The 23,346-nt window shown below is 63.4% G+C and carries 20 protein-coding genes and 1 pseudogene; 11 read left to right on the top strand and 10 right to left on the bottom strand.

Annotation, left to right across the window (positions count from 1 at the left end; genetic code table 11):
• Window positions 1–121 precede the first annotated feature (121 nt).
• From kynB to J5M73_RS28785, 3 genes are all read left to right on the top strand, one after another.
• Window positions 122–763: an arylformamidase gene (kynB, locus tag J5M73_RS28795; protein WP_102861022.1), complete on the top strand. Its 642-nt coding sequence runs from the start codon at window positions 122–124 to the stop codon at window positions 761–763.
• A gap of 105 nt (window positions 764–868) precedes the next feature.
• A complete protein-coding gene (kynA, locus tag J5M73_RS28790; protein WP_102861023.1) occupies window positions 869–1,720 on the top strand; it encodes a tryptophan 2,3-dioxygenase in 852 nt (283 codons plus the stop codon).
• Between the two features lie 266 nt (window positions 1,721–1,986).
• On the top strand, window positions 1,987–3,486 hold the full coding sequence (locus J5M73_RS28785; RefSeq protein ID WP_102861024.1) for a PLP-dependent aminotransferase family protein: 1,500 nt from the start codon (window positions 1,987–1,989) through the stop codon (window positions 3,484–3,486).
• A gap of 14 nt (window positions 3,487–3,500) precedes the next feature.
• Here the strand turns inward: J5M73_RS28785 and J5M73_RS28780 are convergent, their stop codons facing one another.
• The 5 genes from J5M73_RS28780 to antA form a co-directional block, all read right to left on the bottom strand.
• Complete coding sequence (locus J5M73_RS28780) at window positions 3,501–4,709, bottom strand: benzoate/H(+) symporter BenE family transporter (protein ID WP_102861025.1); 1,209 nt, start codon at window positions 4,707–4,709, stop codon at window positions 3,501–3,503.
• 183 nt (window positions 4,710–4,892) lie between these two features.
• Entirely contained in the window at window positions 4,893–6,293 is a 1,401-nt protein-coding gene (locus J5M73_RS28775; RefSeq protein ID WP_102861026.1) for an amino acid permease, read from the bottom strand.
• A 79-nt stretch (window positions 6,294–6,372) separates the two neighbouring features.
• Window positions 6,373–7,395 carry an anthranilate 1,2-dioxygenase electron transfer component AntC gene (gene antC, locus J5M73_RS28770; protein WP_102861027.1) on the bottom strand — a complete coding sequence of 341 codons (1,023 nt, stop codon included), beginning with the start codon at window positions 7,393–7,395 and terminating at the stop codon, window positions 6,373–6,375.
• An 18-nt stretch (window positions 7,396–7,413) separates the two neighbouring features.
• The gene (gene antB / locus J5M73_RS28765; protein WP_102861028.1) at window positions 7,414–7,905 is read right to left on the bottom strand and encodes an anthranilate 1,2-dioxygenase small subunit; all 492 of its coding nucleotides are present in this window, start codon (window positions 7,903–7,905) and stop codon (window positions 7,414–7,416) included.
• 2 nt (window positions 7,906–7,907) lie between these two features.
• Window positions 7,908–9,296, bottom strand: a complete 1,389-nt coding sequence (gene antA / locus J5M73_RS28760) for an anthranilate 1,2-dioxygenase large subunit (RefSeq protein WP_102861029.1) — start codon at window positions 9,294–9,296, stop codon at window positions 7,908–7,910.
• Between the two features lie 349 nt (window positions 9,297–9,645).
• Here antA and J5M73_RS28755 point away from each other — a divergent pair, with 349 nt between their 5' ends.
• Entirely contained in the window at window positions 9,646–10,659 is a 1,014-nt protein-coding gene (locus J5M73_RS28755; RefSeq protein WP_102861030.1) for an AraC family transcriptional regulator, read from the top strand.
• A 6-nt stretch (window positions 10,660–10,665) separates the two neighbouring features.
• Here the strand turns inward: J5M73_RS28755 and J5M73_RS28750 are convergent, their stop codons facing one another.
• A complete protein-coding gene (locus J5M73_RS28750) occupies window positions 10,666–11,139 on the bottom strand; it encodes an Lrp/AsnC family transcriptional regulator (RefSeq protein WP_102861707.1) in 474 nt (157 codons plus the stop codon).
• 188 nt (window positions 11,140–11,327) lie between these two features.
• Here J5M73_RS28750 and kynU point away from each other — a divergent pair, with 188 nt between their 5' ends.
• Together kynU and J5M73_RS28740 are read left to right on the top strand one after the other, a co-directional pair.
• On the top strand, window positions 11,328–12,578 hold the full coding sequence (kynU, locus tag J5M73_RS28745) for a kynureninase (protein ID WP_102861031.1): 1,251 nt from the start codon (window positions 11,328–11,330) through the stop codon (window positions 12,576–12,578).
• Window positions 12,579–12,688: 110 nt separating this feature from the next.
• Window positions 12,689–14,102: pseudogene (locus J5M73_RS28740) on the top strand (amino acid permease); the annotation flags it as partial.
• A 690-nt stretch (window positions 14,103–14,792) separates the two neighbouring features.
• On the opposite strand, the gene J5M73_RS28735 reads toward J5M73_RS28740, so the two are convergent.
• From J5M73_RS28735 to J5M73_RS28725, 3 genes are all read right to left on the bottom strand, one after another.
• A complete protein-coding gene (locus tag J5M73_RS28735; RefSeq protein ID WP_102861034.1) occupies window positions 14,793–15,164 on the bottom strand; it encodes a MerR family transcriptional regulator in 372 nt (123 codons plus the stop codon).
• A gap of 62 nt (window positions 15,165–15,226) precedes the next feature.
• Window positions 15,227–15,802, bottom strand: a complete 576-nt coding sequence (locus J5M73_RS28730) for an NAD(P)H-dependent oxidoreductase (protein ID WP_102861035.1) — start codon at window positions 15,800–15,802, stop codon at window positions 15,227–15,229.
• Between the two features lie 56 nt (window positions 15,803–15,858).
• Window positions 15,859–16,740 carry a LysR substrate-binding domain-containing protein gene (locus J5M73_RS28725; RefSeq protein ID WP_102861036.1) on the bottom strand — a complete coding sequence of 294 codons (882 nt, stop codon included), beginning with the start codon at window positions 16,738–16,740 and terminating at the stop codon, window positions 15,859–15,861.
• 238 nt (window positions 16,741–16,978) lie between these two features.
• On the opposite strand from J5M73_RS28725, the gene J5M73_RS28720 reads away from it, so the two are divergent.
• Window positions 16,979–17,743: a sulfite exporter TauE/SafE family protein gene (locus J5M73_RS28720; RefSeq protein ID WP_102861037.1), complete on the top strand. Its 765-nt coding sequence runs from the start codon at window positions 16,979–16,981 to the stop codon at window positions 17,741–17,743.
• Between the two features lie 9 nt (window positions 17,744–17,752).
• On the opposite strand, the gene J5M73_RS28715 is transcribed toward J5M73_RS28720, so the two are convergent.
• Window positions 17,753–18,067: a putative quinol monooxygenase gene (locus J5M73_RS28715; RefSeq protein ID WP_207816716.1), complete on the bottom strand. Its 315-nt coding sequence runs from the start codon at window positions 18,065–18,067 to the stop codon at window positions 17,753–17,755.
• A 203-nt stretch (window positions 18,068–18,270) separates the two neighbouring features.
• Here J5M73_RS28715 and J5M73_RS28710 point away from each other — a divergent pair, with 203 nt between their 5' ends.
• The 4 genes from J5M73_RS28710 to J5M73_RS28695 all read left to right on the top strand — a co-directional run bounded on the left by J5M73_RS28710 (window position 18,271) and on the right by J5M73_RS28695 (window position 23,271).
• Window positions 18,271–18,861 carry an NAD(P)H-dependent oxidoreductase gene (locus J5M73_RS28710; protein ID WP_102861039.1) on the top strand — a complete coding sequence of 197 codons (591 nt, stop codon included), beginning with the start codon at window positions 18,271–18,273 and terminating at the stop codon, window positions 18,859–18,861.
• Between the two features lie 75 nt (window positions 18,862–18,936).
• Window positions 18,937–19,848 (top strand): LysR family transcriptional regulator, encoded by a 912-nt coding sequence (locus tag J5M73_RS28705; protein WP_207816714.1) that lies wholly within the window; start codon window positions 18,937–18,939, stop codon window positions 19,846–19,848.
• A 97-nt stretch (window positions 19,849–19,945) separates the two neighbouring features.
• Window positions 19,946–21,613: a gamma-glutamyltransferase gene (gene ggt / locus J5M73_RS28700; RefSeq protein ID WP_102861041.1), complete on the top strand. Its 1,668-nt coding sequence runs from the start codon at window positions 19,946–19,948 to the stop codon at window positions 21,611–21,613.
• Window positions 21,614–21,825: 212 nt separating this feature from the next.
• Window positions 21,826–23,271 carry a SulP family inorganic anion transporter gene (locus J5M73_RS28695; RefSeq protein ID WP_102861042.1) on the top strand — a complete coding sequence of 482 codons (1,446 nt, stop codon included), beginning with the start codon at window positions 21,826–21,828 and terminating at the stop codon, window positions 23,269–23,271.
• Window positions 23,272–23,346 lie beyond the last annotated feature (75 nt).

The following is a 23,346-nucleotide window of genomic DNA, read 5'->3' as shown; positions in this document are numbered from 1 at the left end:
CGACAAAGGGCGGTTTTTTAGCAGGATTTGCGAAATATCTGACGATGCCCGAGTTATTTCGCAAGAATCTTTACTGGTATCGCTCGTATCATTCAGTCCGGAGTGACCGAGAGCCGCACGAATGGAAAATACACCACGCTGGTGGGATATCAGCCCGCCCTTGAGTACCGCGACCCCGACCTGGCCGGGGGACACACCGTTCCAGGAGGAGCGCGTCTGGCAGTTCGGGCCCGAATGCCCGGTGAATGTCGGGCGGGTGACCCTGTCGCCCCACACTGGCGCCCATGTCGACGCACCCCTGCATTACCGGCCGGATGGCCTGCCCATCGGCGAGGTGTCGCTGGATGTCTACATGGGCCCGTGTCGGGTCCTGCATTGCCTGGACAGCGGCGCCCTGGTGCAGCCTGAAGCCGTGCTCGGACGCTTGGACAACTTGCCTGCGCGAGTCTTGCTACGCACTTATCCACAGGCGCCGCTGAGCACGTGGGACCCGGACTTTACCGCGGTAGCTCCAGCCACCATCGAACTGCTGGCCAGCCTCGGCGTGCGCCTGATCGGTATCGACACCCCGTCCCTCGATCCCCAGCAGTCCAAGACCATGGATGCTCATAACACCGTGGCCCGTCACGGCATGGCGATCCTTGAGGGGATAGTCCTGGATGAGGTGGCCGAAGGCGACTACGAACTGATTGCCCTGCCACTGCGCTTTGCCCACCTGGATGCCAGTCCGGTGCGGGCGATCCTGCGCCCCCTGGCCGATTGATTCCTACAATAAATACACAGCTGGCCGTCCGCGCCGTTGTGCATCCCGCCCCGGGTTGCACAGCCTGCGGGTGGTAACCGCTGCCTGAGGCGAGGAGCCCACGCCATGAGCCAATGTCCTTTTTCAAGCAACCCACCGGATGAATGGCATAACGCCGAGCTGAATTTCTCCGACTCCATGAGCTACGGCGACTACCTGGACCTGGGGCGTATTCTCAGCGCCCAGCATCCGCTGTCGCCGGACCACAACGAAATGCTCTTCATCATCCAGCACCAGACTTCGGAGCTGTGGATGAAGCTGATGCTTCATGAGCTCAAGGCCGCCCGCGAGCAGGTGCGCCAGGGCCAGTTGCCCCCGGCGTTCAAGATGCTGGCGCGGGTCTCGCGGATCTTCGACCAACTGGTGCACGCCTGGGCCGTGCTGGCCACCATGACGCCGTCCGAGTACAAGTCGATCCGCCCGTACCTGGGCCAGTCCTCGGGCTTCCAGTCGTTCCAGTACCGGGAAATCGAATTCATCCTCGGCAACAAGAGCGCGGCCCTGCTGCGGCCCCACGCCCACCGTCCCGAGCTGCTGCAGTCCCTGGAAGAATCGATTGCCACGCCGTCCATGTATGACGAAGCGATTGCCCTGATGGCTCGCAGCGGCTTGAGCATCGACCCCGCGCGCCTGGCCCTGAACAGCACCACCACGACTCAGCATGACCCGTCGGTGGAGGCGGCCTGGCGCGAGGTATACGCCAACCCTTCGGCCTATTGGGACCTGTATCAGTTGGCGGAAAAGTTCATCGACCTGGAGGATTCCTTCCGCCAGTGGCGCTTCCGTCACGTGACTACGGTGGAGCGCATCATCGGCTTCCAGCCTGGCACCGGCGGCACCGAAGGCGTGGGCTACTTGCGCAAGATGCTCGACACCGTGCTGTTCCCCGAGTTGTGGCGAGTGCGATCCTCGCTCTGATCCGCAAAACGCTCCGCCTGCCGGGGCGTTTTCATTTGCCTGCCGGCGTCTGATTGCCTGAATCCCTAATGTCGCCGCAGCCGCAGGCTGCGATCGCCTGCGCAGCAGACGCGCTCTTGAGGTCTGGAAGGTCCTGCGGACCTTAGCGCAGCCTGCGGCAGCGGCTACAGAGGTCGTTGCAGAGCGGTAGGCATTGGCGACAGTTGCGCTCTGGAGATAAAGTGGCTGCCTTCAGCGCAGACTTTTTACTCTCCCAGGCAGACCACATGTCCCGGACCTTCGAGCTTGAAACCCTCAAGATGCGCCTCAGCGACCCTGAGTTCCGCCCTCTGGACCTGCACCAGCGCATCCAGCGTGCATTGCGCGGGCTGATCCTCGATGGCGCCCTGGGGCCTGGGGTGAAGTTGCCGGCCAGTCGGGCCCTGGCCAAGTCGCTGGCGGTCTCCCGGGACACCGTGGAAAACGCCTATGTGCAGTTGCAGCGCGACGGTTTTATCCAGCGCCGCGAAGGTTCGGGGAGTTATGTTTGTGAAGCCATCGGTGCCCAGCTACGCGGTTCGGTCCGCCGCCGCCAGCAGTTGCAGGGGCAGGCTGGGCACAGCCGAGAGCCTGGGGCGGGCCTGAGCCGGCGCGGCGCGCTGCTGTTGCAAAGGGGCGGCGTCAGCGATCAGCAGGCCGTCACCGCCTTTGCTACCGGGCTGCCGGAAACCCGCAGCTTCCCGCTGGATGTCTGGGAACGCCTGCAACGCCAGGCGCTGAAGGATTACCGCGCCAATGTACTGCTGCATGGCGATCCCCAGGGTGCGCTGCCCCTGCGCAAGGCCATTGCCGCCTACCTGAACCTGGAACGCGGAGCCAAGGTGCAGCCCGAGCAGATCCTGGTGCTGAGCAGTACCCGCCAGGCGCTGTTTCTGTGCGCGCAACTGCTGGTGGACGCCGGCAAGCCGATCCTGTTGGAGAACCCGGGCTACTTCGGCGCACGCAAGGCATTCGAGGCCGCCGAGGCGCGCATCGTGCCCATCGATGTCGACAGCCAGGGCATTCGCACCGACCTGCTGCGGGCCGACCGCAGTGGCGCCCGCTGTGTCTATGTGACGCCGTCCCACCAGTACCCCACGGGCGTCACCCTGTCCCTGGAGCGCCGCCTGGAACTGACCCGCTGGGCCGCCGAGCAGGAGAAATGGATCATCGAGGACGACTACGACAGCGAGTTCCACTACGACGGTTTGCCCACCGCCTGTGTCCAGGGCCTGGACCCGTATCAGCGCACCCTTTACATCGGCACCTTCAGCAAGACCCTCTACCCGGGCCTGCGCATGGGCTACATGGCCCTGCCCAGCGAGCTGGTGAACGCCTTCAGCGCGGCCCGCAGCATCATGGACGGGCACACGCCGCAGATCCTCCAGCTGACCTTGGCGCGGTTCATGGAGGAGGGGCACTACAACGCCCATGTGCGGGCCATGCGCAAGCTGTACGCCGAGCGTCGGCAAGCCATGCTCGATGCCATCGGGCGGCATTTGCAGGGCATTGCCGTGGCCTTGCCGCCACCGGGCGGGTTGCAGATTCCTTGCCTGCTGGAGCCCGACTGGAGCGAAGCGTTGACCCAGCAACGAGCCGCCAGGGCCGGCATCCAGTTACCAGGGCTCAGCCGGCTGTATGCCGGGGAGCACAAGCAGCCAGGCTGGTTGCTGGGCTACGCCTCGCTCAGCGCCCATGAAATCGAAACGACCATGGCACGCCTGGCCCAGGCCCTGAGAAAGGCCTAGCCAGGCGCTGGCCTTCAGGGTTTGACGGTACGGGCGGTCAACAGAGTGGCCCGGCCATGGATCAGCAGGTGCGCGGTCAAGCCGGCCACCAGCCCCCAAAAGGCACCGCCGACCCCGAGCAGGGTGACGTTGGCCGCGGTGGCGAGGAAGGTGATCAACGCGGTTTCCCGGGTGGCCGCGTCGGCCATGGCATTGGCCAGGCTGCCGCCGATGGCCCCCAATAGCGCCAGGCCCGCCAGGGCGCTGATAAAGGTCTTGGGCAGCACCATGAACAGGCTGGCCAGGGTCACGCCGAAGGTGCCCACCAGGATGTAGAACAGCCCGCAGGCGATACCGGCGATGTAGCGTTTTTTCGGGTCAGGATGGGCGTCCTTGCCGGTACAGATCGCCGCGGTAATCGCCGCCACGTTGAAGGCATGGGCGCCGAACGGTGCCATCAGCAGCGAACCCAGTCCGGTGACCGTGAGCACTGGATTGGCGCTGGTGCCGTAGCCGTCATTGCGCAACACCAGCATGCCGGGCATGTACTGGCCGGTGAGGGTGATGACGAACAGCGGCAAGGCCACTCCGAGCAAGGCCAGCAGGGAAAACTGCGGCGCGGTGAATACCGGCACGGCCAGGCTCAAGTGCACGGCAGAAAAGTCGATCCGCTGCTGAGCGATGAGCAGCCCCAGGCCGATGACCAGGATGCCCACCACGGCAAAGCGCGAGGTGAAACGCCGCAGCAAGGCGTAGGACACCAGCAGCACGATCACCAGCAGCGGGTCGGCGCTGGCGCCGCCAAAGGCATTGATCCCGAACTGCAGCAGAATGCCCGCTAGCAGGCCGGCGGCGATGCCCTTGGGGATCATCCGCACCAGTTTGTCGAAGGCCCCGCAGCCGCCGAGGATGATGAACCCCAGGGCCGAGATCAGGTAGGCGCCGATCACCTCGGCGTAGGGCGTGAAGGGCATCACCGTGGCCAGGAAGGCCGCGCCGGGTGTGGACCACGCGGTGATGATCGGCGCTCGGTAACGCAGGCTCAGCCACAGCCCGGTCAGGCCGACACCGACCGACACTGCCCAGACCCAGGACGCGGTCTGGGCCGCTGACAGCCGCGCCAGCTCGGCGGCCTGGAACACCAGGACAAAGGTTCCGCCGTAGTTCACCAGCACTGAAATCAGCGCCGCCACGGTGGGCGAGAAAACATCGGTCCAGCGCAGGCTTGTCGCCGTTCTGTTCATCAGCCGTTCTCCATCCAGAAACAGGCTCCCAGGCTCAGGTGCCGGGAGGGAGTCGATTCTAGAGAGAGGGCGGACTGTTGTTTCAGGCCACATTCACCCTAATTGGCAGACCGCTTTTGCGCCGCCGACAAAAAAGCCCGGCCTTGATCCCGGCCGGGCTTTCGGGTGTTGCAAGCCTGAGGCTTAGTGCAGGGCGGGCTGTCCGGCCTTGCGTGCATGACTCAGGCGGTAGAAGCCCCAAATCACCAGGACCCACACCGGAATCGCATACACCGAGGCGCGGATGCCCGGGATCATCCACATCACGCCGATGATCATCACCATGAACGCCAGGCACAGGTAGTTGCTCAGTGGCGACCAGAAGGCCTTGAACGACGGCACCACGCCTTGCTCGGCCATGGCCTTGCGAAAGCGCAGGTGGGTCAGGCTGATCAGCGCCCAGTTGATCATCAGTGCAGCCACCACCAGGGCGAACAACAGCTCCAGCGCTTCATGGGGCGCCAGGTAGTTGACCAGTACGCAGAGCAGTGTGATCAGCGCGGAAATGCCCAGGGCCAGAATCGGCACGCCCTGCTTGTTGAGCTTCATCAGCGCCTTGGGTGCGTCGCCCTGTTCGGCCAGGCCATAGAGCATGCGGCTGTTGCAGTACACACCGCTGTTGTACACCGACAGTGCTGCGGTCAGGACCACGAAGTTGAGGATCTGCGCCGCCGCATCACTGCCGATCAGCGAGAAAATCTTCACGAAAGGGCTGCTGCTGTAGGCGTCGCCGCCGGCGTTGAGGCTCACCAGCAGTTCATCCCACGGATAAAGCGACAGCAGCACGGCCAGGGCGCCGACGTAGAAGATCAGCACCCGGTACACCACCTGATTGATGGCCTTGGGAATCACTTTGCGCGGCTCGGCGGCTTCGGCAGCGGTGATGCCCACCAGTTCCAGGCCGCCGAAAGAGAACATGATGAAGGCCATGGCCATCAGCAGGCCGGTGCCGCCGTTGGGGAAGAAACCGCCGTGGGACCAGAGGTTGCTCACCGACGCCTGGCTGCCGCCGCTGCCGCTGAACAACATGTAGCAACCGAGGACGATCATGCCGACGATGGCCACCACCTTGATGATGGCGAACCAGAACTCGGCTTCTCCGAAGAACTTCACGTTCATCATGTTGATCAGGTTGACCAGCACGAAGAACACCGCCGCACTGACCCAGGTGGGGATTTCCGGCCACCAGAACTGCACGTACTTGCCCACCGCGGTGAGCTCGGCCATGCCCACCAGGACATACAGCACCCAGTAGTTCCAGCCGGCGAGAAAGCCGAAGTAGCCGCCCCAGTACTTGTGGGCGAAGTGGCTGAAGGAGCCGGCCACCGGCTCTTCGACGATCATTTCCCCCAACTGGCGCATGATCAGGAAGGCAATGAATCCGGCAATCGCATAGCCGAGGATCATCGAAGGTCCGGCGGACTTGAGCACCCCGGCCGAGCCGAGGAAGAGTCCGGTGCCGATCGCCCCGCCCAGGGCGATCAACTGAATATGGCGATTCTTCAAGCCACGCTTGAGTTCACCTTGTTGCAAGGTTTGATCCACTAATGTGCGCTCTCTTCTAGTTGTTATCAGGACCGATCCCGTGGTGAACGGGACCGATCGCGGCTCAATGCTGACGGGATCAGATATTACTCTCGGTAAACCGCTCGTAATACAGCTGAACGCGGTTAAGTTGCTGTTCTTGCAGCCAGGTTCGGATCGAATCGACCATCGGTGGCGGTCCGCAAACGTACAGGTCGCTGTCTTGGTCGCGCAGTTGGCTGCTGTCCAAGTGCTCGGTGATGTAGCCGCGCTTGCCCGACCAATCCGGGTCGACGTCGCTGATCACCGGGGTGAAGCGAAAACCTTGCAGGCGCTCGCCCAGCGCCTGGATACGCTCCAGTTCGCACAGATCGGCACTCTGGCGCACGCCGTAGTACAGGTGCACCGGTTGCTGGCAGCCCTGCTCGACGATCTGTTCGAGCATCGCCAGCAGCGCCGACAGCCCGGTGCCGCCGGCCACCAGCAGCAGCGGCCGGCTGATCTGGCGCAGATAGAAAGCCCCCAGTGGCGCCTCCAGTTCGATGCTGTCGCCCACCAGGCAACGCTCGCGGATGTAGTTGCTCATTACCCCGTCGGGCAGCAGGCGGATCAGGAACTGTAACTGGTTGTCCGCCCCCGGCCGGTTGGCGAAGGAGTAGGCCCGGCTGCTGTCGGTGCCGGGAACTTGCAGGCGCGCGTACTGGCCGGGGAGAAACTCCAGCGGTGCCTCGCTGCTGCCCAGGTCCAGGTGCAGGATGGCGGTGCTGTCCGAGACTTGGCGCACGTCGATCACCGAGCCGGTGCGTCGCACCGGATCGGCGTTGTGGCACAGGCTGGAATCGAAGTCGAAGTAGAACGCTGCATCGGACTGCACCCGGGTCTGGCAGGTGAGCATCTTGCGTTGCTCCAGGTCCTGGGGCGAGAGGGCTTCCTCGTCCACGTAGTCCTGGCTGTACTGGCCCGACTCGCAACGGCCCTGGCAGGTGCCGCAGACGCCTTCGCGGCAGTCCAGGGGGATCTTGATGCCGTTGCGCAGGGCAGCGTCGAGCAGTATTTCATTGGCCTTGACCGGGAAGAACAGGGTCTTGCCGTCGGCAAAGCTGAACGCGACCTTGTGCGTCATGAAGGGATGTCCGTCGAGTCAGAGGTGGTAGAAATCGAGCACCGAGTTGATCGTGTCGTTGAGCAGCAGCACGTGCTTGCGCTGGATCAGCCAGCTGTCGCCATGGGGCTTGAGGTCGTAGGTGGCGTGACCGTAGAAGTCCTCGGAGGTGGCCAGGCGATAGAACAGCGTGTGCCAGTTCAGGCGCACCTGCAGCAGCCCGTTGGCGCCCTCGGCGATGCGCAGGTTGCTGACCATGTGCAGGGTGCGCGGCATGGGAATGGTCGAGGCCGCCTTGCCGGTGCGCAGGCGGAACACCCGGTCTTCCAGCCCCGAACGGTTGGCGTAGTAGATCAGCGACATCTCGCGCTTCGGGTCCCGGGTGTAGACGTGTTCCGAGTCCCATTGCGGCAGGTGGAACTCGCTGTCCACGGCGAACAGCTGCAGGTAGGCGTCCCAGTCCTGGGCGTCGCAGAGTTCGCACTTGCGATAGAAGAATTGCTCGATCTGGTACTGCAATTGCGCATTCATGTTCATACCTCACGCAGTTTCAGGGACTGGCGCTGCAGGCCGTCGAGGAGGAATTTCTGCCAGTTGCGGTGCTGGTTGACGTACAGCCCTTCATGGGTGATTTCGGTGCCGGTCATGGCCGGCTGGATGCCCAGGTTCTCGCTGTTGGCGGTGGGGCCGGTGGCCCAGCGGTGATGGCCGCGCGAGACATCGCTCCAGCGCTCCAGGCGTCCCTGGAAGCCGCGCTGGGCCTCGCGAAACTCCACCAGGTCGTCCGGCGTGCCCATGCCCGAGACGTTGAAGAAATCCTCGAACTGGCGGATGCGGTTTTCCCGATCGGCATCGCTCTCGCCCTTGACCCCGATGCACTGGCTGATGATCTCGGTCTTGTTCCAGGCGATGGGGCGGATGATCCGCAGCTGGGAGCTGATCTGGTCGAGGAAGAACAGGCTGGGGTAGATGTTCAGGTTGCGCAGGCGGTGCATCATCCACTCGGCCTTGGCCTGGCCGTGCTCTTCCACCAGGCGCGGCATGATGCTGGCGTAGCCGGAGCGCACCGCCGGGTTGGGCATTTCGCTGAACAGCACGCTGTGGCCGTTGTTGAAGGCGAACCAGCCGTCGTCGGTGCTGGCGTCGCCGGCGCCGAGCTTGCTGTAGTCCAGGGTGGCGCTGCTGCCGCTGCCGTTGTCACGGTTGACTTGCTGACGGTGCTGCACCGTGGCCACGTAGTTGTAGTGCACGGTGCTGACGTGATAACCGTCCAGGCCGTTCTCGTTCTGCAGCTTCCAGTTGCCGTCGTAGGTGTAGGCGGACTTGCCCGGCAGCACTTCCAGCTCACCGTTGGGGGACTGGGCGACCATCATGTCGAAGAAGATCCGCGCGTCGCCCAGGAAGTCTTCCAGGCTGTTGTCGGCGGCCACGTCCAGGCTGATGAAGACAAAGCCCTTGTAGCTGTCGATGCGGGCCTTTTTAAGGCCGCGGGTGGCCTTGTCGAAGCCTTCGTCGTATTCCCCCGGCGCCTTGACCTTCACCAGGCGCCCGTCGCTCTTGTAGCACCAGGCGTGGAACGGGCAGGTGAAGGTCGACTGGTTGCCCTTGCCGACCCGGGTCAGGGTGGTGCCGCGGTGCTGGCAGGCGTTGATCAGGGCATTGAGCCGGCCCTCGCCATCGCGGGTGATGATCATCGGCTGGCGCCCGGCGCGCAGGGTGATGAAGTCGTGGTTGTTGGGCAGTTCGCTTTCGTGACAGGCGTAGATCCAGTTCTTCTCGAAGATCAGTTCCATCTCCAGATCGAACAGCTCGGGCTCGGTGAACATCTCCCGGGCGATACGGAACACTCCGTCCGCGGGGCGAAAATCCAGGCAGCCGTGGATGAAGTCCTGCCACTGCTCGACGCTTCTTGCACCACTCATGAGTCGGTACCTTTTTTATTCAGGTCAATCGGGTGCCGTCATTAGAGAGAGTGCGGGGCGCCGGTGGCTATCCGCTTAGTCGGCCAAGGCCATCCATAAAATTGCCTGGGTAGTTGTGACCCAGCTGCGACCCACCTTTGAGCGGATCGGCGATCGACAGCTGCACCACGGGGCGCCGATGGGCTACTGTGGGCCCGGCCAGATGAGGACGATGGGGGCGGGTTATCCACTTAGTGGGCGATTGCTATCCACTGGGTTGGCAGCGTTGCCGGCTGGCGCAAAACTTGCCCTGTCACACAAGACGCGCCGTCAGAGCGCGCTGAATAATAATTGCCGTGGGTGCGCCGTGATGAATAGCAAGGCTGATGGGCTGTTTCGCGAGATTCGTATCGATCGCTATGACCTTGAAGGGGCCAGGAACTGGATGGCGGGTATCTGTGGGCCGCACCGCCTGGAAACCGCTAACCCCGAACGCATTCGTTTCCACCACAGTGCCAACGTCCTCAGGTCACGCGCCACGACCCTGGGCATCATCGAATACGGCACCGATGTGGTCGTCGATATCGAGGACACCGAGCGCTTCAGCAGCTACAGCCTGAGCCTGCCCCTGTGCGGCGAGCAGGAGCTGAGCAAGGACGGTCGCCTGCTGCGTTCGGACCCGGACCAGGGGGTGATCGTTGCTCCCAACGAAAGCCAGGTGCTGGCCATCTCCGGCGACTGCCGCAAGTTGCAGGTGGTGATCTCCCGGCCGGCCATGAGCGAAGCCCTGGAGGCATTGCTGCAACGCCCGGTCGAGCAGCCGCTGCGCTTCGAGCCTGCCATGGACGCACGGCAGGGCGCCGCCGCGGCCTGGTGGCGCATGGCGCATCACTTCATTGGCGAACTGGCCCAGGGCAACGAACTTTACGAGCAACTGGCCTTCACCCGAGAAATCGAGAGCTCCCTGATCAAGGGCCTGATCCTGGCCCAGCCCAACAACTACTCTGCGGAGCTGCAGGCGATGCTCGGGGTCAAGCTGCCGCATTACCTGGTGCGGGCCCGCCAGTACCTGCACGAGCATGCCCGAGAGGCGGTACACCTGGAGGACCTGGAAGCCGCCGCCGGTGTTTCACGCTTCAAGCTGTTCGAGGCCTTCCGCAAGTACTTTGCCCTGTCGCCCATGGCCTATCTCAAGCGCTATCGGCTCAACGGCGTGCGCCAGGACATTCTCGAACACGGCGCGGCGCGCAATATTTCCGAGATTGCCCTGGCCTGGGGCTTTACCCACCTGGGGCGGTTTTCCGCGGAGTACCGCAAGCTGTTCGACGAGGCGCCGAGCGCCACAGTCCAGCGTCACCAGGCACGGCGCCCGGTGGGGTTCTAGGACGTACTACTTGCGCAGCACCAGATCCAGCAGGCCGTCCTGTTCCTTGATCTTCTGCAGGACGATTTCCGAGCGGATATCGGTAACCCCGGACGCGCGGTTCAAGTGATTGACGATGAAATCCGAGAAGTGCTTGAGGTTGCGCGCCTGCACCCGCAGCACGTAGTTGCTGGCGCCGGTGATCACGTAGGCGGCCACCACTTCCGGCCATTGCTGGACCTTGCTGATAAAGGTCTCGTGCCAGCCCTCCACATCCTGGCGCAGGGACACATGGACGATGGCTTCCAACTCGATCCCCAGGCGCTCGGCGTTGAGCTGGGCGCGATAGCCGCTGATGATCCCGTCGCCTTCGAGCATGCGCAGGCGGCGCAGGCAGGCGGAGGGTGAAAGGGCGACTTTCTCCGCCAGTTCCTGGTTGCTGATACGTCCATCCTGTTGCAGGAAGTAGAGGATGCGCAGGTCGGTGGAGTCGAGGGTCATGGCTGGCATAAATCCGCGTTTTTTATTGGAGGATTAGAATTTTATTCGAGATTAGTACGATAACGCGCTGCACTTTGCACGAAAATTCTAGCTGGCTTCGTCCATTATTTCCTGAGTTTTCGGGTCGTCCAGACCCCGTGCCCGGCCTGTTCCAGGCGGGCATGACCTTGACCAAGACAGGACTTCCAATGATCGATAAAAACCACTGCCTGCGTCTCGATGAACAGGACCCACTGGCGCCGCTGCGCCAACAGTTCGCCTTGCCCGAGGGGGTGATCTACCTCGATGGCAACTCCCTGGGTGCTCGCCCTGTGGCCGCCCTGGAACGGGCCCGGCAAGTGATCGAGCAGGAGTGGGGCGACGGCCTGATCCGCAGTTGGAACAGCGCCGGCTGGCGTGACCTGTCCCAGCGCCTGGGGGACCGCCTGGCCCCGCTGATCGGCGCCGGCAGCGGCGAAGTGGTGATCACCGACACCACGTCCATCAACCTGTTCAAAGTCCTCAGCGCCGCCCTGCAGGTGCAGGCCGAGCGTGCCCCCGAGCGGCGGGTGATCGTTTCCGAGAGCAGCAACTTTCCCACCGACCTGTACATCGCCGAGGGCCTGACCCGGATGCTTGAGCAGGGCTATTCCCTGCGCCTGGTAGACAGCCCGGAACAACTGCCAGCCGCCATCGACCAGGACGTGGCGGTGGTGATGCTCACCCACGTCAACTACAAGACCGGCTACATGCACGACATGCAGGCCGTCACCGGACTGATCCACGAAGCCGGCGCCCTGAGCCTCTGGGACCTGGCCCATTCGGCCGGCGCAGTGCCGGTGGAGCTGAATCGCAGCGGCGCCGACTACGCCATCGGCTGCACCTACAAATACCTCAACGGCGGCCCGGGTTCGCAAGCCTTCGCCTGGGTTGCTCCTGCCCTGTGCAATCTGGTGACCCAGCCGCTGTCCGGCTGGTTCGGCCATGCCCGGCAGTTCGACATGGCCACCCAGTACGAGCCCGCCAGCGGTATCGCCCGCTACCTGTGCGGCACCCAGCCGATCACTTCGCTGGCCATGGTCGAGTGCGGCCTGGAGGTCTTCGAACAGACCGACATGCAGAGCCTGCGGCGCAAGTCCCTGGCCCTGACCGACCTGTTCATCGAACTGGTGGAACAGCGTTGCGCCGGCCACGACCTGAAGCTGGTGACCCCACGCGATCACGCCAAGCGTGGCAGCCACGTGAGCTTCGAACACCCTGAAGGTTATGCCGTGATCCAGGCCCTGATCGCCCGGGGCGTGATTGGTGATTATCGCGAGCCGCGCATCATGCGTTTCGGCTTCACCCCGCTGTACACCCGCTTCAGCGAAGTCTGGGACGCGGTGCAGATTCTCGGTGAAATCCTCGATCAGAAAACCTGGGCCCAGGCGCAGTTCCAGGTGCGTCACAGCGTGACCTGAGACGCGCTTTATCCCCTGGTTGCTGCTGCATGCGGCAACCAGGGCAGCGGCACAAGGACGGGCCGTCACAACGATTCATACGTGCACACAACAATAAAGAGGCACTCAAAGTGACCACCTCCAACAAGGGTTTCGAAGCGATTTCCAATCGCGAGCACGGCCTCAGGCGGCAGTTGACCGCCGGCCAGATGAGCATGATCGCCATCGGCGGGGCCATCGGCACCGGCCTGTTCATGGGCAGTGCCTATGCCATCGGCTATGCCGGTCCCAGCGTGCTGCTGAGCTATGCCATCGGCGCGTTGATCACTCTGCTGCTGATGGGTTGCCTGGCGGAAATGACCGTGGCCCATTCCACTTCTGGCTCCTTCGGCGCCTACGCCGAGTTCTACATCGGCCCGCTGGCCGGATTCCTGGTGCGTTATGCCTATTGGGCGGCCATCGTGCTGGCGGTGGGCGCCGAGGTCACGGCCATCGCCATGTACATGAAGTACTGGTTCGCCAACGTTCCGGAGTGGGTGTGGATTGTTTCCTTCTCCAGCGTGCTGATTCTGCTTAACGCCATCAGCGTGAAGACCTTCGGCAACTTCGAATACTGGTTCTCCACCATCAAGATCGCCGCCATCGTCGGTTTTATCATCCTTGCGGTGTATGTGGTGTTCGGCTCCGGCAACCCCGATTACGGCGTGCACAACTACAGCGCCCACGGCGGCTTCTTTCCCAATGGTTTCCAGGGCATGTGGATCGCGGTGATCGTGTCGATCTTCAGTTACCTGAGCGTGGAAATGATCGCGGTGGCGGCGGGGGAGGCCAAGGACCCGCAGCGCGCGGTGAAGCAGGCGTTTCGCGCCACCATCGTGCGCCTGGTGGTGTTCTACCTGCTGACCCTGGCCCTGATGCTGGCCATCGTGCCCTGGGTCCAGGCGGGCAAGGCCCAGAGCCCGTTCGTCACGGTGATGCAGACCATTGGCATTCCCGGGGCCACCGGGGTGATGAACTTCGTGATCCTGATCGCGGCCCTGTCGGCGATGAACAGCCAGCTCTACATCACCACGCGGATGATGTTCAGCCTGTCCCGCGCCGGCTTTGCGCCCAAGTCCATGGGCGCCCTGAGCAAGACCGGGATTCCGCTGAATGCCTTGTTGCTGTCCAGCTCCGGTATTGCCCTGGCCACCTTGATCAACGTGCTGTACCCGGAGAGCTCATTCGTCCTGATGATGGCGATCTCGATGTTCGGCGCGATCTTCACCTGGTTCATGATCTTCCTCACCCACTACTGCTTCCGTCGTTATCACCAGCGCCACGGTGAACAGCAACTGTCATTCCGCATGCGCCTGTTTCCCTACAGCACCCTGCTGGGGCTGGTGCTGATGGGGGCGGTGATGATCACCACCTTCTTCACCGAGGCGTTCAAGATGACCCTGGTGTTCGGGGTACCCTTCCTGCTGTTGCTGACCCTGGTCTACTACCTGTGCTTCCGTAAGCCCAGGACGGTCGCAGGACTGTCCGAGGTCTGAGGCCACGCCTCCCGGATGTCCAGCAGCTTGGCGTGTTCTCGTATACGTGGAGGCCGGTGTACCGGCCGATCACCCCATTCATGGGCTTCGCATCCTGGTCGATACGATTCTCCGCGAGCTGAGCGATCTGCTGGACACCCGCCATGCGGACGCTGGGCGGCCGTCGAATCCGTCTGAGCGGATTCTCCGGGCATCGCTGGTGCAGGTTGTGTATAGCGTGCGTAGTGAGCGACTAAGGAGGGTGGTGAGGCCCGCCACCTTGCGAGGCTGGGTCACCTGGGCCTTAGCGGCTTACAATGCGATCCGCCTGGGCGCAATCGCTGGGTGGTGGCAGCCATCCCCGACATGAGTTGTGGTGAGTGTCGCGCTTGCGACGAACGAGCCGACTTGAAAATCCAAAACCTTCAAAGGTGCTGCGCATGACAAATTGGCAACGTGGTGACTTAGTCGAGCTGGACGGCCTTCTTGCGGTCGTGGTCGGCATTGAGGGGGACCCAAATGTCCCCGAGGAACACATCGCAGTTTGGTTTGGTGCCCCAAGTTGCCTCCGAAAGTCTAAGGGCGGAGCTGGTGGAGCGAGTCCGGAGGTCTGGACGGTGCCAGCGGACTTGTTCGTGCGAGCCGCTGAGCCTGATTGGCGTCACTAATTAATTGAATTTTCTATCGGAATGCACCTTTCTGCTCCTTTCTCAACGACCCGCTAGAGGCTGCCCAGGGGGCACTCTTCGCGAGCCTGTTGCAGGCTGGTCTCGAAGACTTCGAGCCGGCCCTGCAACTGCTGCAAGTCATCGATCTGTTGTTGCAGCTCGCGCCTCTTTTGCGCCAGGGCGGCCTGTGCGCGGTCCCAGGGAAAGGCCTGGCCCTGGTGCGTGGCGAACACCTGCTGCAATTCCTTGAGTTTGAAACCCAACTGCTGCGCGCACTTGATGAACATCAGTTGCTCGACGCTCTGGGCGTCATAGAGACGGTAGCGACCCTGACGCGGAGCTTCGGGCAACAGGCCGATGGCTTCGTAGTGACGGATGCTCTTGACCGTGGTCCCGGACAGTTGCGCGGCTTGGCCGATGTACATGAAAACTCCTTGTTCAGTACTGATTTCGGGCGGTGGACAGCCTTGCGCATTATCCGGTGGATTCAGTGCCTGGCAAGGTATTGCGCCTGCATCAGCCAATCCGCCTTGCGTTCTTCGCTGGCGTCCAGCACCGGGCCAAAGGTCAGGGTGCGCAACGGCTTGATGCCGCAGAAGGCCAGGGTGGTGCGGCGCATCTGCTGCAAGCCGGGCATGCGATAGAACCAGCGGAAATACCAGGGCGGGGTGTCCATGGTCACCATCAGGTGGGCGGTGCGGCCCTTGAGCAGTTGCTCGGGAAAGGCCTTGCCGGGGCGGTACTTGAAGGCGAAGCCCGGCAGCAGCACACGGTCGAGAAAGCCCTTCATCAGGGCTGGAATCCCGCCCCACCAGATGGGGAAGACCCAGGTCAGGTGCTCGGCCCAGAGGATGTCGGCCTGGGCCCGTTGCAGGTCTTCCTCCAGAGGCTGGATCTGCCGGTAGCCTTCGCGCAGCACCGGATCGAAGCGCAGCTCGCCGAGCCTGAGCTGGCGCACGTCATGCCCGGCTTCCTGCGCCGCCTTCACATAGCGCTCGCTCAATGCCGCGCACAGGCTGTTGCGCGAGGGGTGGCCGAGAATCACCAGGATGCGTTTGCTCATTGCCGTGGTCCTTGAGGGATAAACCCCAAGGCTAAAGTCTGCCCCTAAGGGGAGAGTCAAGGCGGCAGCAGTGCCGCGCACAAACCTTGGGCATACAGCGGCAGCGTTGCGAAGTCACGGGCGCACAACAGCAACCGGCGCCGGGCCCAGGCTTCGCTCAGCGGGCGCGACTGCAACGGCAGGTGACGGTTGCGCTCCAGGGCCGCCAGGGGCACCAGCGCCAGCCCGGCACCACGGGCCACCATGCGCAGCAGGGCGTCGAAACCTTCGGCGCGGATGCGCAATTGCATGCGTCGTCCCAGGTGCAGGGCCTGTTCCTCCAGATACACCGCCAGGGCGCTATGGCTGGCCAGGCCAACGTAGTCGTGGGCCAGGGTGTCGTTGAAGCTGGGGTTGGGCTGCAGGTTCAGCGGGTGATCCTGGGGCATCACCAGGACCAGCGGATCATCACGGAAAAGCCGGCTCATCAGTCCCTGAATGTCCACCGCGTCGGAGACGATACCCAGGTCTGCCGCACCCTGGCGCAGGGCGTGGGTGATGCGTTGGCTGGGCAGTTCCTGCAGGTCGATATCCACCTGGGGCTGGTTGTGCAGGTAGTCCGCCAGCAGCTCCGGCAGGTACTCGCTGAGGGCGGTGGTGTTGCACAGCAAGCGCACCTGGCCCTTGATTCCCTTGGCGTATTCGGCGAGGTCCTGTTGCAGGTGTTCGGCGTACAGCAACAGCGTCCGGGCATGTTGGGCCAGGGCCTTGCCGGCGGGCGTCGGGCGAATGCCGCGGCGCCCGCGTTCGAGGAACTCGATGCCCAGGGAGGCTTCCATGGCGCGGATTCGAGCGCTGGCGGCGGCCAGGGACAGATGGCTGCGAGCGGCCCCGGCGGTGATGTTGCCGGCGTCGAGAATGTTCAGGTACAGCCGCAGGTCGATCAGGTCGAAGTGCATGGGGCATTCCTCGGGGAACGGGATCTCTTACGGAGGCCGTGCAGATGTTTTTGTAGGAGCCGGCTTGCCGGCGAAGAGGCCTTCGGATTTTGCATCGGGCTTGAGTGCGCCTTCGCTGGCAAGCCAGCTCCTACGGAGGTACGGGCAATAGGTTTTGGTATGTGCCTATTGCCTGGCAAGAGGCTGGCTCAGTATATGGCAGATTTTCAGCGCGGCGTGCAGGGCGCAGGATAGGCCCATGAACAGCTCTCTCGCGTTTTACCAGAATCTTGGCATGGCCCTTTCTCTGCTGGTCATCGGCACCTTCGTACTGGCCGGTATGGTCAAGGGGGTGATCGGTCTCGGCCTGCCCACCATCGCCATGGGGTTGTTGGGACTGGCTATGGCTCCGGCGCAGGCTGCAGCCTTGCTGATCATTCCGGCGACCCTGACCAATCTCTGGCAACTGGCCTTTGGCGGGCACCTGCCGGGCTTGCTCAAGCGCCTGTGGCCGATGTTGCTGGCGATCTTCGTCGGCACGGCCGCCGGGTCATTGTGGCTGGGCATCGAGGGCGGGCATTGGGTGGTGCGGGGGTTGGGCGCGGCGTTGCTGCTGTATGCCCTGAGCGGCCTGCTGTTGCCGACCCTGCGCGTGTCGCCGGCCCAGGAGCGCTGGCTGGCGCCGCTATGCGGGCTGATCACCGGGGTCATCACTTCGGCCACCGGGGTGTTCGTGATCCCGGCGGTGCCCTATCTGCAGGCCCTGGGCTTGAACAAGGATCAGTTGGTGCAGGCTCTGGGCCTGTCGTTCACGGTGTCGACCCTGGCCCTGGCCGCCGGCCTGCTGTGGCGCGGCGCCCTGGGCAGCGCCGAGCTGGGGGCTTCCTTGCTGACCCTGGCCCCGGCGCTGTTGGGCATGTGGCTGGGGCAATGGTTGCGCCAGCGCATCAGCGCCTTGCTGTTCAAGCGGGTGTTCTTCATCGGCCTGGGGCTGCTGGGCGGGCATCTGTTGATCAGCGGCTAGACCTTCGGCTCAGCGGCCAGCCGCGGCCGGGCTGAGCATGTCGATGGCGCGGATCTCGAAGTCGCGCTCCAGGTAGTCCATGCGCGCGTCGAGAAACTGCTGCATGTGCGGCAGGCCAGAGTGGCTATCCAGCGCCTCCTGGGAGGCCCAGACCTCATAGAAGATGAACAGGCTCGGGTCTTCCCGGTCCCGCAGCATGTGGTACTCGATGCAGCCGGCTTCAGCGCGGCTGGCGGCGACATGGCTCATGAAGAACGCCTGGAAGGCGTCGGCGCGCTCGGGACGGGTCTTGGCGTGAAGGATAAAGGCCTGGGGCGTGGACATGCGCAAAGCACTCATTGACGGGGAAGGTGCTGAAGATCCTAGGGCAAAGATCGGCTATCGATTCGTGCGTTTTAGTCAAATGTATTTTGAGCAACCCGGGCTTATTCTCCGCGTCCTGCCTGATTAACCTGCCGCCATCGTTTGCAACCTTCACAACCCGTCGCTGCCGATGCGCGATGGGCTGTCCCCGATGAGGCCGGATCATGAAAAAAGTACTGCTGCTCAATGGCGCCAAACAATTTGCCCACTCCGATGGCCGTTACAACGCCACCCTGCACGACACCGCCCTGGCGGTGCTGGATCGCGGCGGCCTGGAGGTCAAGGTCACCCATATCGACGAGGGCTACGACATTCAGGAAGAAGTGGCGAAGTTTCTCTGGGCCGACGTGATCATCTACCAGATGCCCGGCTGGTGGATGGGCGCGCCGTGGATCGTCAAGAAGTACATCGACGAAGTCTTCACCGAAGGCCACGGCAGCCTCTACGCCAGCGATGGCCGGACCCGTTCCGACGCCTCGCAGAAATACGGCAGCGGCGGCCTGATCCAGGGCAAGCAGTACATGCTGTCGCTGACCTGGAACGCGCCGCAGCAGGCCTTTGACGACCCGACCGACTTCTTCGAAGCCAAGGGCGTGGACGCGGTGTACTTCCCGTTCCACAAGGCCAACCAGTTCCTCGGCATGCGCGGCTTGCCGACCTTCCTCTGTGTCGACGTGATGAAGCGCCCGAACATCGAAGCCGACGTGCAGCGCTACGCGGAGCACCTCAAGGCGGTGTTCAATCTCCAGGGCTGAATCCGGCTACTATTGAGCGCCTTGAAGCGGGCCTGCGGTTTATCCAGGGCCCACCCGCGCCGATAAAGGACTCCTGTGAAAGCCCGATCCGACGAGTTGCAAGTCTTGGTTTGCGTCATCGAGTGCGGTTCGATTTCCGCCGCTGCCGAGCAATTGGCCCAGACCCCTTCGGCGGTCAGTCGCACCTTGTCGCGGCTGGAGGCCAAGCTCGACACCACGCTGATCAACCGCACCACTCGACGTATGGACCTGACCGAAGAAGGTCGCTATTTCTTCGAGCAGGCCAAGCGCATTCTCGACCAGATGGACGAGCTCGAAGAGCGCCTGTCCTCGCGCCAGCGCAATCCGTCCGGGCGTTTGCGGATCAACGCCGCATCGCCTTTCATGCTGCACGCCATCGTTCCCCATGTGGCTGAGTTCCGTCGCCTGTACCCGGATATCCAGCTGGAACTCAACAGCAACGACCTGATCATCGACCTGCTGGAGCAGAGCACCGACATCGCCATCCGCATCGGCGTGCTGGCGGACTCGACCCTGCATGCCCGCTCCCTGGGCTGTAGCCCGTTGCACATTCTGGCCAGCCCCGATTACCTGGCCCGCCACGGCACGCCGCAAAGCTTGGCCGAACTGGCCGAACACACCTTGCTCGGCTTCACCCAGACCGAAACCCTCAACCACTGGCCGTTGCGCCATGTGCACGGTGATCGCTGGCAGATCCAGCCGGGCATCAGTGCCTCCAGCGGCGAGACCTTGCGCCACCTGGCGCTGGAGGGGCAGGGGATTGCCTGCCTGTCGCATTTCATGACCATCGACGACATCCGCGCCGGGCGCCTGCAACCGGTGCTGGCCTCGTTCAACAGCGGCTACCGCCAGCCGATCAACGCGGTGTACTACCGCAACTCGCAACTGGCCCTGCGCATCCAGTGCTTCCTGGATTTCATCCAGGGCAAGCTCGCGGACTACGCCAGCCCCGAGTTCCAGGGCTGAGCCCAGTTGGTACGAACGTACTGCGATTGGCGATTGCTCGAAATGCAATAGCAGGCCTATGTTCTTGCCGTTCAAAAACAAGAAAAGGAAGGACTTTATGCGCATCCTGTTGTTCAAGACCCTGGCCCTGACGGCCGCCATCGCCGCCAGCAGTTCGGCGTTCGCCGTGACCCTGGAAGGCGGCGCGGTGGCAGCGCCCAACCAGTACGGCGCCGATGTCGCGGCGCAGATCCTGAAGAAAGGCGGTAACGCGGTGGACGCCGCGGTGGCCACGGCCTTCGCCCTGGCAGTGACCTACCCCGAAGCCGGCAACATCGGCGGCGGCGGTTTCATGACGATGTTCGTCGACGGCAAACCCTACTTCCTCGACTACCGGGAAACCGCGCCCAAGGCCGCGACCCGGGACATGTACCTGAACGAAAAGGGCGAGGTGATCGAGAACCTGAGCCTGGTGGGCGCCCGCGCCGCCGGGGTGCCGGGCACCGTGATGGGCCTGTGGGAAGCCCACCAGAAATTCGGCAAGTTGCCGTGGAGCGAGTTGATCACGCCGGCCGTGGGCTACGCGAAAAACGGTTTCAAGGTGGCGGACAAGCAGTACCAGTACCGCGAGGATGCGTTGAAGCTGTTCAACGGCAGCACCAACTTCGGCGACTACTTCGGCAGCATGAAACCCGGTGAAACCTTCCGTCAGCCGGAGCTGGCCGCGACCCTGGAGCGCATCGCCGACCAGGGCGCCAAGGAGTTCTACAGCGGCAAGACCGCCGATTTGCTGGTGGCGCAGATGCAGGCCGACAAGGGCCTGATCACCAAGCAGGACCTGCAGGACTACAAGGTCCAGTGGCGCCAGCCGCTGCAGGTCAGCTTCCGTGGCAACACCCTGTACACCGCACCGCCACCCAGCTCCGGCGGGGTGGCCCTGGCGCAGTTGATCAGCATCAAGGAAGAGCGTGCCGCGGACTTCAAGGGCGTCGAGCTGAACTCGGCCAAGTACATCCACTTGCTGGCGGAAATCGAAAAGCGCGTGTTCGCCGACCGTGCCGACTACCTGGGCGACCCGGCGTTCTCCGACGTGCCGGTCAAGCAACTGACCGACCCGGCCTATCTGAAAAAACGCGCCGCCGAGGTCAACCCCAACGCTATCTCGGCCACCGAGAAAGTGCGTCCCGGGCTTGAGCCGCACCAGACCACCCACTTCTCCATCGTCGATGCCCAGGGCAACGCGGTGAGCAACACCTACACCCTGAACTGGGATTACGGCAGTGGCGTGGTGGTCAAGGGCGCAGGCTTCTTGCTCAATGACGAAATGGACGACTTCAGCGCCAAGCCAGGCGTAGCCAACGCCTTCGGCGTGGTGGGTGGCGATGCCAACGCCATCGCCCCGGGCAAGCGCATGCTGTCGTCCATGAGCCCGAGCCTGGTGACTCGCGACGGCAAGGTCACCCTGGTGCTGGGTACCCCCGGTGGTTCGCGGATCTTCACCTCGATCTTCCAGGTGCTGAACAACCTCTATGACTACAACCTGCCCCTGGAAAAGGCCGTGGCCGCGCAGCGCGTGCATCACCAGCTGTTGCCCAAGGACACGATCTACTACGACGCCTATGCGCCGCTCACCGGCAAGGTCGCCGATGAGCTGAAAACCATGGGCTACACCCTGGAAGACCAGGGCTGGGAGATGGGCGACATCCAGGCGATCCGGGTCAACGGCACCGCGCTTGAAACCGCTTCCGACCCGCGTGGTCGTGGCGTCGGCAAGGTCGTCAAATAACCGCTGAACCGCTGTAGGAGCCGGCTTTCCGGCGAACGGGCCCGTCAGCCTGGCGCCCGATCGAGCGCCGCTTCGCTGGCAAGCCAGCTCCTACCTTTGTTGTTCACGCGCCGACGAGCGGCTGTTCGGCGGCGCTTCAATTCCGTACCATTGCCCGCCTTTTTCCGCTCTCCCCCAGGACCGCGTCCGCCGGTCCGTCGATCAGGTCAACCATGAAAGCAAAACGTCTGCGCGCCGATGTCCTGGCCGGACTCACTACCTCCTTCGCCTTGCTCCCCGAATGCATCGCCTTCGCCCTGGTGGCCCATCTCAACCCGTTGATGGGCCTGTACGGCGCCTTCTTCATCTGCACCCTGACCGCGCTGTTCGGTGGTCGGCCGGGCATGGTTTCCGGCGCTGCCGGTTCCATGGCGGTGGTGATCGTCGCCCTGGTGGTGCAGCACGGGGTGCAGTACCTGCTGGCCACGGTGTTGCTGGGCGGGCTGGTCATGGTCGCCTTTGGCCTGCTGCGCCTGGGCAAGTTGGTGCGCATGGTGCCGCACCCGGTGATGCTGGGGTTCGTCAACGGCCTGGCAATCGTCATTGCCCTGGCCCAGCTGGAGCATTTCAAGAGCGGTGAACACTGGCTCAGCGGCCAGGCGCTGTACCTGATGGCCGGGCTGGTGGCGCTGACCATGGCCATTGTCTACCTGCTGCCACGCCTGACTCGGGCTGTGCCACCGGCCCTGGTGGCGATCCTCGGCGTCGGCGCATTGGTGTACCTGCTGGGCCTGCCGACCCGCACCCTGGGGGACATGGCCCACATCGCCGGTGGTCTGCCGAGCCTGGCGCTGCCCCAGGTGCCGTGGAACCTGGACACCCTGGGCATCATCGCGCCCTACGCGTTGCTGATGGCCATGGTCGGCCTGCTGGAAACCCTGCTGACCCTGAACCTCACCGACGAAATCACCGAGAGCCGTGGCTACCCGGACCGCGAATGCGTGGCCCTGGGCGCGGCCAATGTGGTTTCGGGCCTGTTCGGCGGCATGGGCGGCTGCGCGATGATCGGCCAGACCGTGATCAACCTCAGCTCCGGTGGCCGCGGGCGCTTGTCCGGGGTGGTGGCCGGGGGGCTGATCCTGCTGTTCGTGCTGTTCCTGTCGCCGCTGATCGAGCGCATTCCCCTGGCGGCCCTGGTAGGGGTGATGTTCGTGGTGTCGCAGCAGACCTTTGCCTGGGCCTCGTTGCGGGTGATCAACAAGGTGCCGATGAACGATGTGCTGGTGATCCTCGCCGTGAGCGTGATCACGGTGTTCACCGACCTGGCCATAGCAGTGTTCTGCGGCATTGTGATCGCGGCGCTGAACTTTGCCTGGCAGCAGGCCCGGGAGCTGTACGCCGACGCTCACCTGGAGGCCGACGGCAGCAAGCGCTATCAGTTGCACGGCACTTTGTTCTTTGCTTCCACCACGCCGTTTCTCAATCAGTTCGACCCGGCGGGTGATCCACAGCATGTCACCGTCGACTGTCGCCACCTGAGCTTTGTCGACTACTCGGCCATCGCCGCCCTGAAAACCTTGCGCGAGCGCTATGCCAAGGCCGGCAAGCAACTGCGGGTGCTGCACCTGTCGCAGCGCTGCAAGAAGCTGCTGAAACGAGCCCGGGTGCAACACGACTGAGGCCCGGGGGCGAGTGGCAGCGCTTGCCCGTTTTTCAATGCGCGGGGATGAAAATAGCCACCACCGATTTTCATC

Origin of the sequence: Pseudomonas sp. 50_B, assembly GCF_017491625.1 — a bacterium.
Classification (GTDB): domain Bacteria; phylum Pseudomonadota; class Gammaproteobacteria; order Pseudomonadales; family Pseudomonadaceae; genus Aquipseudomonas; species Aquipseudomonas danubii.
Note: the sequence above shows the minus strand (reverse complement) of the source record. Positions and strands in the feature narration are given on the sequence as shown.